Origin of the sequence: Streptomyces sp. NPDC087787 (genome assembly GCF_044743035.1) — a bacterium.
In the GTDB taxonomy this organism is placed as follows: domain Bacteria; phylum Actinomycetota; class Actinomycetes; order Streptomycetales; family Streptomycetaceae; genus Streptomyces.
The window spans coordinates 65901-83827 of sequence record NZ_JBIUVQ010000023.1; the positions used below are offsets into that span (position 1 = coordinate 65901).

Here is a 17927-nt window from a genome sequence, read left to right on the forward strand (position 1 = left end):
GATCAGGATGGGCCAGGTGTCACAAGCTCCAGGACAGCGTGTGGTCCGCCTGTACGAAGGCCAGCAGGACCACGAGGTCGGCGATGCCCAGGGTCAGGCCGAGGAGGGCGCGGCCGCGGCGGCGGGTGCCGCGCCGGAGGGCCACGCCGGCCAGGACGATGGCGACGGGGCCGAGGAACAGGTTGAGGACGAGCAGGCCGAGCAGGCCGAGGACGAAGGACGCGACGGCCATGCCGTCCCTGTCGGCCATGTCGCCTGTCTCGTCTGCGTACTGCGTACCGGTGCGGCGCGAAGCCGGTGCGGTGAGTTGCATGGCGGTTCTGCTCCTGACGGTCGTGACGGACGGGCCGGGTCGGTGAGGCGTCAGCGGGACGTGCCGCGGCCGCGGCGCTCGCGGAGGGCGAAGACGGCGAGCCAGACGGCGATGACCGCGGCCGCGGCGACCGTGAGGTCGAGCGGCGCGTGGGCCACCGTGCCGAGGGCGACGCCGAGCAGCAGCAGTGCTGCGACGAGGAACAGCATGAGATCGGATCCCCCTTGTCGGTGAACGCTTGTAGTTACACCTGTTCACTGACTACTCAGTCTAACGCGTTACCGGCTTTGACAATCCGGAGAACACTTGTTGACTGAATGGCATGAGTCACACTCCCGGCGTCCGGCAGGCCCAGAAGCAGAAGACCCGACAGGCCCTGATGGACGCGGCGTTGGGGCTGCTGGAGGAGCAGAGCCTGAGCAGCCTCGGCCTGCGCGAGGTCACACGCGCCGCCGGTGTCGCCCCGACCGCCTTCTACCGCCACTTCCACTCCACCGCGGATCTCGGCGTGGCCCTGGTCGAGCAGGCGCTGAGCAGCCTGCACCCGACGATCCGGTCGACGGTGTCCCCGCTGGACGACAGCGAGCAGCGCATCGCGCGGGCGGTCGACCTGATCGCCCGCCACGTCGAGGCGTACCCCGCCCATGTCCGTTTCATCGCCCGCGAGCGCCATGGCGGGGTGCAGCAGGTGCGGGAGGTCGTGCGCGGTCAACTGGCCCGGTTCGCCCGTGAGGTGAGGGACGAACTGGCCAAGGACCCCCAGTCCGCGGGGTGGAGCGAGGACGACCTGCTCATGCTCGCCCAGTTGTACGTCGACCAGATGCTGATCGCCGGTTCGCTGTTCCTGGAGGCGCTCGACGCCCCGGAGCAGGAGCGCGAGCGCGTCACCAAGGTCGCGACCCGGCAGCTGCGCCTGATCAGCGTCGGCCGCCGGCACTGGCTGGACTGACGGTCCGGCCGGGCGCCGGGGCGGCCCCTCCGGTCGAGTCCGGCCCGTGCGGGGGTCGGCCGAGCCAGGCTCGTACGGCCCTCAGCCGAGCCTGACCCGTGCCAGTTGCCGGGACTGCGCCACCAGCCGGTCGGCGGCGTCCCAGACCTCGGCGTCCTCCTCCAGGAAGCCGCCGGCCAGGTTGCGGGTGGTGATGGACACGCGCAGCGGGCCCGGCGCCGGGCGGCAGCGGACGTGCACCGTCAGCTCGACGGTCGGCACCCAGCCCTTGATGCCCAGCTCGAACGCGGTCGGGGGCAGCGCGTCCACCGCGAGCAGCAGGGAGAGCGGGTCGTGGTCCCGGCCGTCGGCGAGCCCGAACCAGGCCCGCATCTCCCCCTTGCCGGAGGGCGAGCCGAGCGCCCAGCCGAGGGTGGCGGGGTCCAGCTTGAGCATCAGGCGCTCGGTGATGGACGAGCTGCCGGGTACGGGCGCGGGGTCGCCGGGTGCGTCCTGTGGGCCGAAGCACTGCTCCAGGGTCGGGAGCGCGGGCGGCTTCGCCGAGGTGCGCACGTCGTCGGGCAGGGCGCCGAGGTCGCCGTAGGAGGCCAGGACGCGGATGCGCTCCACCTCGCGGCCGTCGTCGTCGCGCTGGAAGAGCGAGGCCTGGCCGGTCGACAGGGTGCGGCCGGCGCGCACCACGTCCGCGCGGACGACGGCGGGACCCGGCCGGGACGCGGTCAGGTAGTGGGCCGAGACCGTGAACGGGTCCGGATGCGGCAGGGCGTCCGCGAGCGCGCGGCCGAGGACGGCCAGCAGATAGCCGCCGTTGACGGCGCCGGCGATCGTCCAGCCGGCGGAGAGGTCGATGCCGTAGACGCCGGGCTCGCTCCGGGTGACCGCGGTGTCCCGGTCGAACTCGCTGTCGCCGATCGCGGCCCGCGCGGCGGTGGCTGCTTCTGACATGAGTGAACGATACATCAGGACACTACTAAGCGGTAGCTTTTACCCCATGCGGCCCGGTGCGACCCGAAGTGGCCCGGTGCCGCCCTGTGTGCTCGTACGACAAGCCCTCCCGCAGGGTGAGAAGCAGGCAATATCTCGGTAAGTGTCCGTACTTGCCCGTAACTCCGAGGCCCTGTTCACCCTCTATCGGGACATGAGCCTCACCGGGACTCCGTTCCTGTACACCACCGTCGTGCTGGCCGTAGCCGCGCTGGCCCTGCCCTTCGTCCTGTGGACGCGGCTGAGGGGCCCCAAGGTGCTGCGCACCGCCCTGCGCGCGCTGATGCTGCTGTTCGCCCAGGCCACGGCCATCACCCTGGTCTTCGTACTGGTGAACAACGCCAACAACCTGTACGACAACTGGGCCGACCTGCTCGGCACGGGCAACCATGTGCAGCAGGCCGCCAACCTGGGCGCCGACGGCACCGGCGGCATCGCCTACCGGCAGCTGCCCAGGGTCGCGCAGAAGTTCGCCCCGGCCGACGGACCCGGGATGCGCGCCTCCGGAGGGGTCAGGGTCACACAGCTCAGGGGCCGGGTCTCCGGGGTGAACGCCGAGGTCTACGTGTGGCTGCCGCCGCAGTACGACGAGCCCGCCTACAAGAACAAGAAGTTCCCGGTGGTCGAGCTGCTGTCGGGCTACCCGGGCTCGGCGAAGGCCTGGTTCGGCTCCCTGAAGGTGCACCAGCAACTGGAGCCGCTGATGCGCAGCGGACAGGTCGCGCCGTTCATACTGGTGGCGCCGCGCACCAACCTGATCGCCAAGATCGACACGGGCTGCGCCAACATCCCGGGCACCGTGAACGCCGACACCTGGCTGAGCATCGACGTACCGAAGATGATCACGGACAACTTCCGTGCCGCGCCGGCCCCGAACGGCTGGGCCACCGCCGGCTACTCGGCCGGGGCGCACTGCGCGAGCAAGCTCGCCGTCGCCCACCCCGACCGCTACCGCGCCGCGGTGAGCCTGTCCGGGTACAACGACCCGATCGGCGAACGCAATTCGCTCGCCAACCAGAACCTCGGGCTGCGACGCGCGAACAACCCCTACATCCTGCTGAAGAACTACCGCGTCCCGCCGCGCGTCGCGCTCTACCTCTCGGGCCAGAGCGGCGACGGGTACCAGGCCGGCGTCGCGCTGGAACGGATCGCGAAGCCGCCGACGACCGTGCACGTGGTCTTCGTGCCCCGCAGCGCGGGCGGCCACAGCATGGCGCTGTGGCGGCCGCAGGTCCCGGCGGCGTTCCGCTGGCTGTCCGAGGAGCTGGGGCAGCGGCCGCCCCACCGCCTCCGGACGGCCCTCACTCCTCCCGTACCGTCGACCGGCGGTTCCAGGCCCGCGGAGCTCGCCAGTGGAACCGCATCGCGAGCAGCCGCAGAACGAAGGCGGTGACCACCGCCAGACCGCTGGTGAACGGGTTCAGCGCGTCGTAGTGGATGCACAGCACCACCGTGGTGGCGCCGACGATCGCCGGGACCGCGTACAGGTCGCGGTCCCAGCGCAGCAGTGACGGCACCTCGTTGGCGAGCACGTCCCGCAGCACACCGCCGCCCACGGCGGTGGCCATGCCGAGCGTCGCCGACGCGGTGAGGTTCAGCCCGTAGGCGTACGCCTTCGTCGTGCCGGTCACGCAGAACAGGCCGAGGCCGGCCGCGTCGAACACGTACACCGCGGTCTGGATGCGCTCCATGTGCGGGTGCAGGAAGAAGACCACGAGGGTGGCGAGCAGCGGGGTGAGGAAGTACCCGAGGTCGGTGAAGGCGGCCGGGGGCACGGCCCCGATGACGATGTCACGGAACAGCCCGCCGCCCAGCGCGGTGACCTCGGCGAGGACGGCGATGCCGAAGACGTCGAAGTTCTTGCGGACGGCCAGCAGCGCCCCGGAGATGGCGAAGACGAAGATGCCGACCACGTCGAGCGTGTGCTGGACGGAGGGACTGAACAGTTGCTGAAGCACGCCACATTGTCACCCGTGGCCGGTTCGTCCCCGGACACGGCGAAGCGGGAGAGTGCCACGGCCGGGTCCACCGGCCGAGCACTCTCCCGCTCGGTCACGTACGCGGCTTCACCGCGCCGCTTCGCCTACTTCCCGGCCGACTCCTGGCCGTCGGAGCCCTCGGTGCCGGACTCCGGGGAGCCGGCGGACCCGGAGTCCTCCGCCGCCTCGCCGACCTCCGCGGCCACCGCGGCCGACGTCGCCGCCGACTCCGCCAGGACCTCGTCGGCCACCAGTTCCGCGGCCGCCTTGGCGGCCGTGAGCAGCACGGTGTCCTGCGGAGCCTGGTCCTCGAAGTTCTCCGGGTGGTGGCAGGCCACCCGCTGACCGGGCCTCAGCTCCTTGAGCGGCGGCTCGGTGGTACGGCAGATCTCCGTAGCCTTCCAGCACCGGGTGTGGAAGCGGCAGCCGCTCGGCGGGGCGATCGGCGAGGGCACGTCGCCGCGTAGCAGGATCCGCTCGCTCTTGCCGCCCTGACGCTTCGGGTCAGGGATCGGCACCGCCGACATCAGCGCCTTGGTGTACGGGTGCATCGGCGCCTGGTACAGCGAGGTGCGGTCGGCGAGTTCGACGATCTTGCCGAGGTACATCACCGCGATCCGGTCCGAGACGTGCCGGACGACCGAGAGGTCGTGCGCGATGATCACGTAGGTCAGGCCCAGCTCCTCCTGGAGGTCGTCCATGAGGTTGACCACCTGGGCCTGGATGGAGACGTCCAGGGCGGAGACCGGCTCGTCCGCCACCACCAGCTTCGGCTTGAGCGCGAGCGCCCGGGCGATGCCGATGCGCTGGCGCTGGCCGCCGGAGAACTCGTGCGGGTAGCGGTTGAAGTGCTCGGGGCTGAGGCCGACCAGCTCCAGCAGCCGCTGGACCTCCTTCTTCACCCCGCCCTCGGGCTCCACGCCCTGGAGCCGGAAGGGCGCCGAGACGATCGAGCCGATGGTGTGGCGGGGGTTCAGGGAGCCGTACGGGTCCTGGAAGATCATCTGGATGTCGCGGCGCAGCGGGCGCATCTTCCCGGCGTTCAGCCGCGTGATGTCCTGGCCCTCGAAGGTGATCGTGCCGCCGGTCGGGTCCTGGAGGCGGGTGATGACCCGGCCCATGGTCGACTTGCCGCAGCCCGACTCGCCGACGACGCCCAGGGTCTCGCCCTTGCGCACCTCGAAGTCGATGCCGTCGACGGCCTTGACCGCGCCGACCTGCCGCTGCAGGATCCCCTTCTTGATGGGGAAGTGCTTGGTCAGGCCCTCGACCTTGAGCAGCACCCCGTCGGCGGCGTCCGTCTTCTTCGTCTCACTCACAGCTTCGGCGCAATCTCTTCGGTCCAGATCCGCGTACGGTCCTCAGCCGAGAGGTGGCAGGCGGACCAGTGTCCGGTGTCCACCAGCTCCAGCTCCGGACGCACCGTGCGGCTGACGTTCCCCTTGGGGATGTCCGCGTACGGGCACCGCGGGTGGAAGGCACAACCGGACGGGACGTTGATGAGGCTCGGTGGCTGGCCCTTGACCGGGATGAGCCGCTCGGAGGTCTCGCGGTCGATGCGCGGCATCGAGCCGAGCAGCCCCCAGGTGTACGGGTGCTGCGGCCGCTCGAAGATCTCGTCGACCGGGCCGCGCTCCACGCACCGGCCGCCGTACATCACCAGCACGTCGTCGGCGATCTCGGCGACCACGCCGAGATCGTGCGTGATGATGATGACCGCGGAGCCGAACTCCTTCTGCAGGTCGCGGATCAGGTCGAGGATCTGCGCCTGGACGGTGACGTCGAGCGCGGTGGTCGGCTCGTCCGCGATGAGCAGTTCGGGGTTGTTGACCAGCGCCATGGCGATCATGGCGCGCTGGCGCATACCGCCGGAGAACTCGTGCGGGTAGCCGTCGACACGCTTGTGCGGCTCGGGGATGCCGACCCGGTCGAGCATCTCGATGGCCCGGGTGCGGGCGACCTTCTTGCTCACCTTGTGGTGCACCCGGTAGGCCTCGACGATCTGGTCGCCGACCTTGTAGTACGGGTGCATCGCGGACAGCGGGTCCTGGAAGATCATCGCCATCTCCCGGCCGCGGAGCTTGCGCACCTCGTCCGGGTCGGCGTTGACCAGTTCCTTGCCGTCCAGCCAGATCTCTCCGGACATCTGGACGTTCTTGCCGCGGGCGCCGAGCCGGTGCAGGCCCATGATCGCGAGCGAGGTGACCGACTTGCCGGAGCCGGACTCGCCGACGACGGAGAGCGTCTTGCCCTTCTCCAGCTTGAAGTTCAGTCCGTCGACGGACTTGACCAGGCCGTCGTCGGTGGGGAAGTGCACCTTCAGGTCGCGGACCTCGAGGAAGGCCGTCGGGGCCTTGGCGGTGGCGGCCGGCTCGCCCACGGCGGCGCCGGTCTTGGAGAGTTCGGTCATGAGAGCCTCACCCGCGGGTCGGCGGCGGCGTACAGCAGGTCCACCAGAAGATTTGCGATCACGACGAAGAACGCGGCGAGCATGGTCACGCCGAGGATCTTGGGCAGGTCGTTGTCGGTGATGCCCTGCACCGCGTACTGGCCGACTCCGTGCAGCGAGAACACGGTCTCCGTGATCAGCGCACCGCCGAGCAGCAGGCCGATGTCCATGCCGAAGACGGTGATGATCGGGGTGAGCGCGGCCCGCAGCCCGTGCCGGACCACGACCGTGCTCTCGCCCAGGCCCTTGGCCCGGGCGGTGCGGATGAAGTCCTCGTTCATCGTCTCCAGCATGCCCGAGCGGGTGAGCCGCGCGTAGATGGCGGAGTAGAGCAGTGCCAGGGAACACCACGCGGGGAAGAGCGTGTTGGCCCACTGGGCGGGGTTCTCGGTGAACGGGACGTAGGTGCGTCCGAAGATCGGCCACTGGTAGGTGAAGAGCAGGATCGCCAGGTTGCCCGTGAAGAACATGGGCAGGGAGACACCGGCGAGCGCGACACCCATGAAGGTGCGGTCGAAGATGGAACGCGGCTTGAGGGCGGAGATGACACCGACCGTCACGCCGGAGAGCAGCCACAGGATGGCCGCACCCGAGGCCAGTGAGAGCGTCACCGGCATACGGGAGGTCAGCTCGGGCCAGACCGCCTCGTGGGTCTTGAAGGAGTAGCCGAAGCACGGCGCGTCGCAGTGCACCGAGGTGGGGCCCAGGTCATAGGTGGCGCCGGCCACGATCCCCTTGATGAAGTGCCAGTACTGGACGTAAAGGGGCTGGTCCAGACCGAGGTTGTGCTTGACCGCGATGATGTCGGCCTTGGAGGGGCTCTTGCCGATGTACTGCTGCGCAAGCTGGTCAGCGGTCTGACCGGCGAGCCGCGGCAGCAGGAAGAAGATGGCGAAGGTGACCGCGGAGACGACCAGCAGCAGGATCACTGCTGCGAACGTCCGGCGGAGGATGTACGAGATCACGGGGCCGGCGCCGGTGCCCGCGGGCTGCGAAGCCCGCGGGCACCAATGCCTTCACCTGCCTTCCGGGGCTGCTACTTCGTGGTGCCGATGTTGAGGTAGTCGTACTGACCGCTCCAGGCCGCCGAGGAAACCAGGTTCGTGGCGTTCTGCGGGCGGGCCAGCAGGACCTTGAAGTAGGTCAGCGGGACGATCACGGCGTCGTCCATGGTCTTCTTGTCGATCTGCGCGTACAGGCTGTTGCGCTCGGTGTCGTCCTGCGTCGCGATCGCCTTGGACAGCAGGCTGTTGACTTCCTTGCTGTCGTACTGCGACAGGTTGGTGTTACCGGACTGGCTGATGGCCTCGCCGTTCAGGATCTGCTGCAGGAAGCCGTAGCCGGAAGGCCAGTCGGCACCCCACTGCATCATCATCAGACCGATGTTCTGCTTCTTCGTGACCTTCGGGACACCCGCGTAGTCGGTGAAGTACTTGCCCGACGGGTACTGCTTGAGGGTGGCCTTGATGCCGACCTTCTGCAGGGAGTTGATGATCGCCGTGGCGGCGTCGATCTCCTGCTGGCGGTCGGAGCGCGCCGAGATGTTCGTCGTGATCGACGTCTTGCCGCAGGCCTTCAGCTGCTCCTTGGCCTTGGCGACGTCACCCTTGTTGTCCGGGGTCGCGTAGACGTCCGACTTCTCGTAGCCGGTGATGTCCGGCGGCAGGACGGTGGAGGCGATCTCACCACGGATCGGGCCGCCCTCGGCGGTCTGCACCGAGGCCTTGTCGATCGCGTACTGCACGGCCTTGCGGCACTCGACCTTGTCGAACGGCGCGACCTTGGTGTTGATCGCCATGTAGACCAGGCGGCCACCGAAGGTGTTGTCCGTGTTGGCCCGCTTCTTCGGGTCGCTGAGAAGCTGCGCCTGGGTCGAGGCCTGGACACCCGTGCCGACGAGGTCGATCGCGTCGCCCGCGAGGACGTCCTTGTCGATCGTCTCCGGGTTGACCTTCATGTTGACGACGATCTTGTCCGGCAGCTGCGTGCGCAGCGGGTCCGTCTTCGGGTCCCACTTCTCGTTGCGCACGAGGGTGACCTGCTTGCCCTCGGAGTAGCTCTCGAACTTGTACGAGCCCGAGGACACGATGTTCTTGACGTAGTCGACGCCCTTGTCCTTGGCCTGAGGCACCGGAGCGGTCTCCGGGGCGGCGACCAGGTAGTCGAACTCCTGGAAGGCCTGCTTCAGGTGGAAGACGATGGTGGTGTCGTCCGGCGTCTCGATGGAGGACAGGCCCTTGGCGCTCTTGTCCTTGTAGGGGCCCTTGTACTTGTCGCCGCCCGCGAGGAGCTGCTGGAAGTAGTTGGGGCCGAGCGAGAGCACGTCACGCGCGAAGTTGGAACGCTCGACGGCGTACTTGACGTCCTTCGTCGTGATCGGCGTGCCGTCCTCGTACGTCAGACCCGGACGGATCTTGTACGTCCAGGTCTTGCCGCCGTCGCTCGGGGTGCCCTTGCCCTCGGCCAGGTCCGGAACCAGGGTGTTGCCCTCGGTGCCGGCGCCGGGCTTGAAGGTCATCAGCGGGCGGGCCCACAGCCGGCTGAGGTTGTACATGTACGCGTAGTACGTGTTGCCCGGGTCGAACGAGTCCGGGACGTCGGACATCTCGTAGGTAAGGGTGCCGCCCTTCTTGCTGGAGGCGTTGACGACCCCCTTGGTCGCGGCGTCGGCCCCAGCCGATTTGGTGCCCTTTTCGTTCTTGTTGTCATCGGCCTTGCTACAACCTGCGACAAGCAGGCTGACGGAGCCGATGGCCGCAATCGCGGCCAGCGCTGACCTTCGCATGATGGGCGGGTTCCCCTCCATTGTACGGAAACTTGTTGTGCTCTCGGCAGCTGGCGTCAGCGGCTGCGTGGGTCGAGAGCGTCGCGGAGACCGTCGCCGAGCAGGTTGAACGCCAGGACGGTCACGAAGATGGCGAGCCCGGGCACGATCATGTACTGAGGATCGACCTCGTAGAACGTGACCGCCTCCCGGAGCATGCCGCCCCAGGAAGCCTGCGGGGGCTGGATGCCGACGCCGAGGAAGCTGAGGGAGGCCTCGAAGAGGATGTTGGTCGGGATCAGCAGCGTCGAGTAGACGATGATCGGGCCGACCAGGTTGGGCATCAGTTCACGGAACAGGATGTACGGGCCCTTGGCCCCCATCCCCCGGGAGGCGTCCACGAACTCACGCTCGCGCAGGGCGAGCGTCTGGCCGCGGACGATCCGGCCCAGGTAGGGCCAGTTGAAGAAGCCGATGATGAAGATCAGCACGCTGAGGTGCAGCGGCAGTCCGGTGAGGCCGAACGCGCCGCCCTGCAGGGTGGCGGAGATGGCGATCGCGAACAGCAGCAGCGGGAAGGCGAGGAAGGTGTCCATCAGACGGCTGATGATCGTGTCGACGCGGCCGCCGTAGTAGCCGGCCACGACGCCCATGACCGCCCCGATGACGTTGGACAGGATCGTCGCGCCGAACGCGACCACCAGCGACACCCAGGATCCCTCGAGGATGCGGGTGGCGATGTCACGGCCGAACTTCGGGTCCACGCCCAGCGGGTGGTCCGCGCTCATGCCGCCCCAGGCGCCGTTGGGCAGCGAGGTGTTGGGGTCGATCAGATCCTGGTTGAACGCGTTGGGGTCGAGCCCGAACACGGCCTGGATGGGACGCGAGAGGATCGCGAGCAGGACCAGCAGGAGCACGATGACACCACCGGTGACCGCGACCTTGTCCTTCTTGAACCGGGTCCAGGCGATCTGTCCGAGGGAACGGCCCTCGATCCGCCGCTTGTCGGCACCGGTGAGCACAGCCTCCGGCTGCGTCTCGGTTGCCGCCCCGGTGGTCTCGATCGGTGCGGTCACAGTGACCTGACCCCTCTCGCCGGTGGTTGACCGGCCTTTTCTCCGCCGCTGTGGACGGCTTTGGTTCGATTGCCTGCCGCGCGACGGCGGCAGATGGATGCGGCACAACTGTCCGGCGGATCCCCCGATTGGTTCGATCACAGGACCGAAGGCTCTGCATCCGCGAGGCGAGTCTTCAACGGGCCGGCGATCACTCGCCAGGGCTGACCGTGAATGGATGCGCAAACGTGATGCGGGTTGGGGGTTTCCGTTATCCGGACACAGGGTAGCGCCTCTCGAACGTCCTCTGCTCCACCCAACTGGCCGGATCACGGCTCCACTTGGCCCCTGCCCAGCGGTCGCAAACCAGACGAACAGCGCTTTCTCATCCTGTACCGCCGAGCCGCAAACGCCCTGCTCAGAGCCTTCCGCAAGGCCTTTTGCGCGCAGGGAGCGCGGCCCGTTCCGGCAGGAGACGCGGTGCCGGTGAACCGGCGTTCCGGTACGGTCCGCGCGGGCCGTCGAGAGCGAGACGCGGCTCCGTCACCAGGCGTCTCCACAGGCGAGCCGCCGCCCCGGCGGCCGGACTTCCCGCCGCTTCACGACCGGGTCCCGAGGAGGCATGACGGCCGCGAACCGTGACCTGGGGCCGGTGTTCCCCCGGACAGGCGGCGCGCCTGGTCTCCCGACGTGCTCAGCATGGCGTGATACATCCACTCGCCGCGGAACGCGCGATGTCACGGGCGGCGTCGACGGCCGGTGTCCGGTTCGATCTTCCGCCCGGACCGCCGGCCGGTGAACACGCTCAGTAGGCCCACTGGTCCGGACGGGGATACCCAGCCGCCGGGGACGCGTGGCCCTCACGGTCGTAGAACGGGCGGGAGTTGGCGCGCAGCCACATCGCGACCGGGTCGTACTCGTCGGACATCGCGACCGTCGACACCGGCAGCCCGTCGGGGACGGCGCCGATGGACTGCTGCATCATGACCCGCACCGAGTCGACGGCCGGCGGCGAGGTGTCGTACACGTCGAGCCCGATGGCGAGGTACGGCGCTCCGAGCGCGGGCTGCACCCAGGCGCGGCGCAGCGAGCGCAGGGCCGGGGTGCGTTGGGCGTTCTGGGTGAGCAGGCCGTAGAACTGCGCTGCCTCGACGGCGGGTTCGGACAGGCTGAGCGGGCCCGCGGGCTGACGGTCCAGGCCGGCGGCGATGCGGCGCAGGTCCAGCCAGGGGACTCCGACGCCGCCGCCCGGGGCGTGCGGGTTCAGCCAGAGGCCGTAGTGGTCGGGGTAGAGGGTGCGGGCCACGTCGAGGCCGTCCACGACCTCGTACGAGCGGTTCCAGCCGCTGGCCGACAGCTCCTGGGCGGAGGTCACGCAGGGGGCGTAGCCGTGCCCGTCGACCTCCATGTGGCCGTACTGGGCGTCGGGGGAACCGGCCTGACCGTGCCACAGCAGCATCCAGACCTGGCCGGAGGACGGGGTCGCCAGGGCGCGCAGCAGCGCCTCGTAGGCGTCGTAACGCCCGGGCGTCACCTGGCGCAGCGTCTGCTCGACCTGCCCGGCCGTGATGCCGCTGGCGCTCACTTGTACCGCCCCTCCATACAACCGACGTTTCGACCGAGCCGTGGGTCCGGGTCCTGTCGTCATCTTCCCGTCGTCCGCCCGGAGGGCGGGCCTCGCGGCGTCAGGTGCGTGCTCTCGGCGTGCATGACGTCGCGGGGCAGGCGGGACTTTCGCAACAGGCCCTAGCTTAAGCCGCCGTCCGGCGGCCGGGGACTCGCCGTGCGCCGCCGATCGCGGATCGTGTGCGCCCGGCCCCGTCCCGGGCCGGACTCAGTGGGCGTGCTGGTAGAACGGGCGGACGTTCTCCCTCATCCAGTCCGCCACCGGATCCTGGGCCACGTCCAGCAGGACCAGGTTGACCGGCCACTTGGCCGGGTTGCCCGCCAGGGCGCGGCCCAGGGCCTCCAGGGGGGCGGCCTGCGGGTCGCCGTCCCACTGGGACAGTTCGACGCCCACGAACATGACCGGGTCGTCCGTCTCGACGGCGGCCAGGCAGCGGCGGGCGGTGCTGACCACACCGGTCGCGGCGAACTCGACGCCGGCGGCGGCGAGGAAGTCCACCGGGTCGTCCTGCCAGTCGGGCTCGAAGAGGCGGACGCGGCCGCCGCTCGACGGGCCGTCCAGGGAGGTGCGCCCCGCCCGGCACAGTTCGGCCACGGCGGCCGGCGGCAGCGGGAGGCCGACCACGCCGTCCGGGTTGAGCGCGATGCCGGCCTGCGGGGGCAGTCCGCGCGCGAACTCGACGGCGGGCGCGACGGTGTACGCCATGTGCGGGCCCACGGCCTGGCGGAACTGCTCCTCGGAGCTGAAGACCGGCACGTACGCCTGGCCGTCGATGTCCAGCGTGGGCAGGTCGAGCGGGCCGCTGTGCGGACCGCCGCCGTTGGGCAGGGGCACCCAGAGGAAGCTGCGGCCGAGCGCCTCGAGGATGCGGCCGCCGGCGGACGGTACGCCGAGGGAGGCGGACAGCACCTCCTCCAGCTCGTTGCCGGGCCATCCGCCGTGCGGATGGGAGTGCGCCTGTGCCGGAAGGTCTGCGGAGAAGTCCGCCGGGAAGTCCATCTGCTACCGCCTGCTGTGAACCACTGCTGTGGCCGAAAGGTTATCGGTTATTCGCAGGACGTAACCGTGTACCTACTGCCACAGGACGGTCACAGATGCCGACCTGCCGCGAAGCGGGCCGGGCGTGCAATGATGTCCGCGCAACTGCATATCGGCCGCTTGAATCCGCGCGGGAGAGTCCCCAGCCGTCTCGCTGGGGCGCCGAAGGAGCAAGTACCTCCCTTGAATCTCTCAGGCACCGTTACCGCGCGGGCGAGGCACATCTGAAAAGCGGGCCGCTGGCGCAGTGGCTCCACCCAAGGTGCAAGCCGTGCTCCGTCCGTCCGACGGCGGTCATGGCGAACCTCTCAGGTTCCGATGACAGATGGGGAGGACATGGATCCGTCCTCGCCTGTCATGCCTGGGAGACCGCCCGATGAGCAGTACCGAACCCGACCGCCCCCGCCGCACCGCGCTCGACGCGCTGCACCGCTCGCTCGGCGCGACGATGACCGACTTCGCCGGCTGGGACATGCCGCTGCGTTACGGCTCCGAGCGCGACGAGCACATCGCCGTGCGGACGAAGGCCGGCCTCTTCGACCTGTCCCACATGGGCGAGATCACCGTCAGCGGCCCGCAGGCCGTCGCTCTGCTGAACCACGCCCTGGTCGGCAACATCGCCACCGTCGGTCTCGGCCGCGCCCGCTACACCATGATCTGCCAGGCCGACGGCGGCATCCTGGACGACCTGATCGTCTACCGGCTGGGCGAGACCGAGTACATGGTCGTCGCCAACGCCTCCAACGCCCAGGTGGTGCTCGACGCGCTGACCGAGCGGGCGGCCGGCTTCGACGCCGAGGTCCGCGACGACCGGGACAACTACGCGCTGCTCGCCGTGCAGGGTCCCGAGTCCGCGGGCATCCTGAAGTCCCTTACGGACGCCGACCTCGATGGCCTGAAGTACTACGCCGGGCTCCCCGGCACGGTGGCGGGTGTCCCCGCCCTGGTCGCGCGCACCGGCTACACCGGCGAGGACGGCTTCGAGCTGTTCGTGGCGCCGGGCGACGCGGAGAAGCTGTGGCAGGCGCTGACCGAGGCCGGCGCGGACGCCGGTCTCGTGCCCTGCGGTCTGTCCTGCCGGGACACCCTGCGCCTGGAAGCGGGCATGCCGCTGTACGGGCACGAGCTGACGACCTCGCTGACCCCGTTCGACGCTGGCCTCGGCCGGGTGGTCAAGTTCGAGAAGGAGGGCGACTTCGTGGGCCGCGAGGCGCTGCTGGCCGCCGCCGAGCGCGCCGCCGCCGAGCCGCCCCGGGTGCTCGTCGGCCTGGTCGCCGAGGGCCGCCGGGTGCCGCGCGCCGGGTACGCGGTCGTCTCGGGCGGCGAGGTGATCGGCGAGGTCACCTCCGGCGCCCCCTCCCCCACCCTGGGCAAGCCGATCGCCATGGCGTACGTCGACGCCACGCACGCCGCTCCGGGCACGGCCGGTGTCGGCGTGGACATCCGGGGCAACCACGAACCGTACGAGGTCGTGGCGCTGCCCTTCTACAAGCGGCAGAAGTGACACGGCCGTAGCCGCCACGGAGGCGACGTGAGACACGTCACTCCTGGTCACGCACGCCTTTCACACTCCCCATTCATCACCATTGACCCGCGTACAGGAGAATTCTGGCCATGAACAACCCTCAGCATCTGCGCTACAGCAAGGAGCACGAGTGGCTGTCGCCCGTCGAGGACGGCGTGGCGACGGTCGGCATCACGGAGTTCGCGGCCAACGCGCTCGGGGATGTCGTCTACGCCCAGCTCCCGGAGGTCGGCGACACGGTGGCCGCGGGCGAGACCTGCGGTGAGCTGGAGTCGACCAAGTCGGTGTCCGACCTGTACTCCCCCGTCAGCGGTGAGATCACCGAGATCAACGAGGACGTGGTGAGCGACCCGTCGCTGGTGAACTCCGCCCCCTTCGAGGGCGGCTGGCTGTTCAAGGTGCGCCTGGCCGAGGAGCCCGCCGACCTGCTCTCCGCCGACGAGTACGCCGCCGAGACGGCCGGCTGAGAATCGGACACACGCACATGACTGCTCTCAACACTCCCCTGCACGAGCTCGACCCGGACGTGGCCGCCGCGGTCGACGCCGAGCTGCACCGCCAGCAGTCCACGCTGGAGATGATCGCCTCCGAGAACTTCGCCCCGGTGGCGGTCATGGAGGCCCAGGGCTCGGTTCTCACCAACAAGTACGCCGAGGGCTACCCCGGCCGCCGCTACTACGGCGGCTGCGAGCACGTCGACGTGGTCGAGCAGATCGCCATCGACCGCATCAAGGAGCTGTTCGGCGCCGAGCACGCCAACGTGCAGCCGCACTCCGGCGCGCAGGCGAACGCGGCCGCGATGTTCGCGCTGCTCAAGCCCGGCGACACGATCATGGGTCTGAACCTCGCCCACGGCGGGCACCTGACCCACGGCATGAAGATCAACTTCTCCGGCAAGCTCTACGACGTCGTCGCCTACCACGTGGGCGAGGACGGCCTGGTCGACATGGCCGAGGTGGAGCGGCTGGCGAAGGAGTCCAAGCCGAAGCTGATCGTGGCCGGCTGGTCCGCGTACCCGCGGCAGCTGGACTTCGCCGCGTTCCGCCGGATCGCGGACGAGGTCGGCGCGTACCTCATGGTCGACATGGCGCACTTCGCCGGCCTGGTGGCCGCGGGCCTGCACCCGAACCCGGTGCCGCACGCCCACGTGGTCACCACCACCACCCACAAGACGCTGGGCGGCCCGCGCGGCGGTGTGATCCTGTCCACCGCCGAGCTGGCCAAGAAGATCAACTCCGCGGTGTTCCCCGGTCAGCAGGGCGGCCCGCTGGAGCACGTGATCGCCGCCAAGGCGGTGTCCTTCAAGGTCGCCGCGAGCGAGGAGTTCCGCGAGCGTCAGCGTCGTACCTTGGAGGGCGCCCGCATCCTGGCCGAGCGCCTGGTGCAGGACGACGTCCGGGCCGTCGGCGTGGACGTCCTGACCGGCGGCACGGACGTGCACCTGGTCCTGGTCGACCTGCGCGACTCCGAGCTGGACGGGCAGCAGGCCGAGGACCGCCTGCACGAGATCGGGATCACCGTCAACCGCAACGCGATCCCGAACGACCCGCGCCCGCCGATGGTCACCTCGGGCCTCCGGATCGGCACGCCGGCCCTGGCCACCCGCGGTTTCACGGCCGAGGACTTCACCGAGGTCGCGGACGTGATCGCCGAGGCGCTGAAGCCGTCCTACGACGCCGACGCCCTCAAGGCCAGGGTGCTCGCCCTGGCCGGCAAGCACCCGCTGTACCCGGGTCTGAACAAGTAAGTCCCGTTATGAGGAGTGCCGCGTGCGGGCCGGAGACCCCGGCCCGCACGCGGTGCCCCGCCCCTGGCACCCCCAGCACCACCCCGTCTTGAGGAGTCACCGTGGCCATCTCGGTCTTCGACCTGTTCTCGATCGGCATAGGCCCGTCGAGCTCCCACACGGTCGGCCCGATGCGGGCGGCCCGCATGTTCGCCCGCCGGCTGCGCAACGAGGGCCTGCTGGAGCGGGCCGCGTCGGTCCGCGCCGAGCTGTACGGCTCCCTCGGGGCGACGGGCCACGGCCACGGCACGCCGAAGGCGGTGCTGCTCGGTCTTGAGGGCGCCTCGCCGCGTACGGTGGACGTGGAGACGGCCGACGAGCGGGTGGAGACGATCAGGACCTCCGGCCGGCTGAACCTGCTCGGCGAGCACGAGATCGCGTTCTCCTACGACGACGATCTGGTCCTGCACCGCCGCAAGGCGCTCCCCTACCACGCCAACGGCATGACCCTGTGGGCGTACGACACCTCCGGGGCCGAGCTGCTGGCCAAGACGTACTACTCGGTCGGCGGCGGCTTCGTCGTGGACGAGGAGGCGGTGGGCGCGGACCGCATCAAGCTGGACGACACGGTGCTGAAGTACCCCTTCCGCTCGGGCGACGAGCTGCTGCGCCTGACGAAGGAGACGGGCCTGTCGATCTCCTCTCTGATGCTGGAGAACGAGCGGGCCTGGCGCACCGAGGCGGAGATCCGCGAGGGCCTGCTGGAGATCTGGCGGGTGATGCAGGCGTGCGTGGGGCGCGGCCTGGCCCGCGAGGGCATCCTGCCGGGCGGTCTCAAGGTGCGCCGCCGCGCTGCCGTCACCGCCCGCCAGCTGCGCGCCGAGGGCGACGCGACGGCCCGCGCGATGGAGTGGATCACCCTCTACGCGATGGCGGTGAACGAGGAGAACGCGGCCGGCGGCCGGGTGGTCACCGCCCCGACCAACGGCGCGGCCGGCATCATCCCGGCGGTCCTGCACTACTACATCAACTTCATCCCCGGCGCGGACGAGGACGGCGTGGTCCGCTTCCTGCTCGCCGCCGGAGCGATCGGCATGCTCTTCAAGGAGAACGCCTCCATCTCCGGCGCCGAGGTCGGCTGCCAGGGCGAGGTCGGCTCCGCCTGCTCGATGGCGGCGGGCGCCCTGGCCGAGGTCCTGGGCGGCACCCCCGAGCAGGTCGAGAACGCCGCCGAGATCGGCATGGAACACAACCTCGGGCTCACCTGCGACCCCGTGGGCGGCCTCGTCCAGATCCCCTGCATCGAGCGCAACGGCATGGCCGCGGTCAAGGCCGTCACCGCCGCCCGTATGGCCATGCGCGGTGACGGCTCCCACAAGGTCTCCCTCGACAAGGTCATCAAGACCATGAAGGAGACCGGCGCGGACATGTCGGTCAAGTACAAGGAGACGGCCCGCGGCGGGCTCGCGGTGAACATCATCGAGTGCTGAGGATTTAAGGCCCTGACCAGCGCCTTCG

The 17927-nt window shown here is 69.7% G+C and carries 17 protein-coding genes and 1 riboswitch; of the genes, 6 read left to right on the forward strand and 11 right to left on the reverse strand.

Annotation, left to right across the window (positions count from 1 at the left end; all coding sequences use genetic code 11):
- Nucleotides 1–19: 19 nt before the first annotated feature.
- Nucleotides 20–313 (reverse strand): DUF4190 domain-containing protein, encoded by a 294-nt coding sequence (locus ACIOWN_RS29575; RefSeq protein ID WP_362354271.1) that lies wholly within the window; start codon nucleotides 311–313, stop codon nucleotides 20–22.
- Nucleotides 314–363: 50 nt separating this feature from the next.
- Nucleotides 364–522: a hypothetical protein gene (locus ACIOWN_RS29580; protein WP_362354273.1), complete on the reverse strand. Its 159-nt coding sequence runs from the start codon at nucleotides 520–522 to the stop codon at nucleotides 364–366.
- Between the two features lie 113 nt (nucleotides 523–635).
- Here ACIOWN_RS29580 and ACIOWN_RS29585 point away from each other — a divergent pair, with 113 nt between their 5' ends.
- Nucleotides 636–1262, forward strand: a complete 627-nt coding sequence (locus ACIOWN_RS29585) for a TetR family transcriptional regulator (RefSeq protein ID WP_401983815.1) — start codon at nucleotides 636–638, stop codon at nucleotides 1260–1262.
- Nucleotides 1263–1343: 81 nt separating this feature from the next.
- Here the strand turns inward: ACIOWN_RS29585 and ACIOWN_RS29590 are convergent, their stop codons facing one another.
- On the reverse strand, nucleotides 1344–2207 hold the full coding sequence (locus tag ACIOWN_RS29590) for a thioesterase family protein (RefSeq protein WP_401983817.1): 864 nt from the start codon (nucleotides 2205–2207) through the stop codon (nucleotides 1344–1346).
- A 193-nt stretch (nucleotides 2208–2400) separates the two neighbouring features.
- On the opposite strand from ACIOWN_RS29590, the gene ACIOWN_RS29595 reads away from it, so the two are divergent.
- Entirely contained in the window at nucleotides 2401–3639 is a 1239-nt protein-coding gene (locus ACIOWN_RS29595) for an alpha/beta hydrolase (protein WP_401983840.1), read from the forward strand.
- Here the strand turns inward: ACIOWN_RS29595 and ACIOWN_RS29600 are convergent.
- From ACIOWN_RS29600 to ACIOWN_RS29635, 8 genes are all read right to left on the reverse strand, one after another.
- Nucleotides 3548–4204: a trimeric intracellular cation channel family protein gene (locus tag ACIOWN_RS29600; protein WP_362354279.1), complete on the reverse strand. Its 657-nt coding sequence runs from the start codon at nucleotides 4202–4204 to the stop codon at nucleotides 3548–3550. The two genes, ACIOWN_RS29595 and ACIOWN_RS29600, sit on opposite strands and share 92 nt — an antisense overlap.
- Before the next feature lie 125 nt (nucleotides 4205–4329).
- Complete coding sequence (locus tag ACIOWN_RS29605) at nucleotides 4330–5544, reverse strand: ABC transporter ATP-binding protein (protein ID WP_401983819.1); 1215 nt, start codon at nucleotides 5542–5544, stop codon at nucleotides 4330–4332.
- The gene (locus tag ACIOWN_RS29610) at nucleotides 5541–6635 is read right to left on the reverse strand and encodes an ABC transporter ATP-binding protein (RefSeq protein ID WP_362354283.1); all 1095 of its coding nucleotides are present in this window, start codon (nucleotides 6633–6635) and stop codon (nucleotides 5541–5543) included. The genes ACIOWN_RS29605 and ACIOWN_RS29610 overlap by 4 nt, the downstream gene beginning before the upstream one ends.
- A complete protein-coding gene (locus tag ACIOWN_RS29615) occupies nucleotides 6632–7639 on the reverse strand; it encodes an ABC transporter permease (protein WP_362354285.1) in 1008 nt (335 codons plus the stop codon). The genes ACIOWN_RS29610 and ACIOWN_RS29615 overlap by 4 nt, the downstream gene beginning before the upstream one ends.
- 71 nt (nucleotides 7640–7710) lie before the next feature.
- Complete coding sequence (locus ACIOWN_RS29620) at nucleotides 7711–9480, reverse strand: ABC transporter substrate-binding protein (RefSeq protein ID WP_401983821.1); 1770 nt, start codon at nucleotides 9478–9480, stop codon at nucleotides 7711–7713.
- Between the two features lie 35 nt (nucleotides 9481–9515).
- Entirely contained in the window at nucleotides 9516–10514 is a 999-nt protein-coding gene (locus ACIOWN_RS29625) for an ABC transporter permease (RefSeq protein WP_362354289.1), read from the reverse strand.
- 784 nt (nucleotides 10515–11298) lie between these two features.
- The gene (locus tag ACIOWN_RS29630) at nucleotides 11299–12078 is read right to left on the reverse strand and encodes an enhanced serine sensitivity protein SseB C-terminal domain-containing protein (RefSeq protein ID WP_362354291.1); all 780 of its coding nucleotides are present in this window, start codon (nucleotides 12076–12078) and stop codon (nucleotides 11299–11301) included.
- 249 nt (nucleotides 12079–12327) lie between these two features.
- Nucleotides 12328–13119: an enhanced serine sensitivity protein SseB gene (locus ACIOWN_RS29635; protein WP_362354293.1), complete on the reverse strand. Its 792-nt coding sequence runs from the start codon at nucleotides 13117–13119 to the stop codon at nucleotides 12328–12330.
- A 160-nt stretch (nucleotides 13120–13279) separates the two neighbouring features.
- A riboswitch (glycine riboswitch) is annotated at nucleotides 13280–13376 on the forward strand.
- 158 nt (nucleotides 13377–13534) lie between these two features.
- On the opposite strand from ACIOWN_RS29635, the gene gcvT reads away from it, so the two are divergent.
- The 4 genes from gcvT (at nucleotide 13535) to ACIOWN_RS29655 (ending at nucleotide 17899) form a co-directional block, all read left to right on the forward strand.
- Nucleotides 13535–14662, forward strand: a complete 1128-nt coding sequence (gcvT, locus tag ACIOWN_RS29640; protein ID WP_401983824.1) for a glycine cleavage system aminomethyltransferase GcvT — start codon at nucleotides 13535–13537, stop codon at nucleotides 14660–14662.
- A 110-nt stretch (nucleotides 14663–14772) separates the two neighbouring features.
- Entirely contained in the window at nucleotides 14773–15150 is a 378-nt protein-coding gene (gene gcvH, locus ACIOWN_RS29645) for a glycine cleavage system protein GcvH (RefSeq protein ID WP_358735757.1), read from the forward strand.
- A gap of 17 nt (nucleotides 15151–15167) precedes the next feature.
- Nucleotides 15168–16430 carry a serine hydroxymethyltransferase gene (gene glyA / locus ACIOWN_RS29650; protein WP_362354297.1) on the forward strand — a complete coding sequence of 421 codons (1263 nt, stop codon included), beginning with the start codon at nucleotides 15168–15170 and terminating at the stop codon, nucleotides 16428–16430.
- Between the two features lie 101 nt (nucleotides 16431–16531).
- Entirely contained in the window at nucleotides 16532–17899 is a 1368-nt protein-coding gene (locus ACIOWN_RS29655; RefSeq protein ID WP_362354299.1) for an L-serine ammonia-lyase, read from the forward strand.
- The last annotated feature ends 28 nt before the right edge of the window (nucleotides 17900–17927 follow it).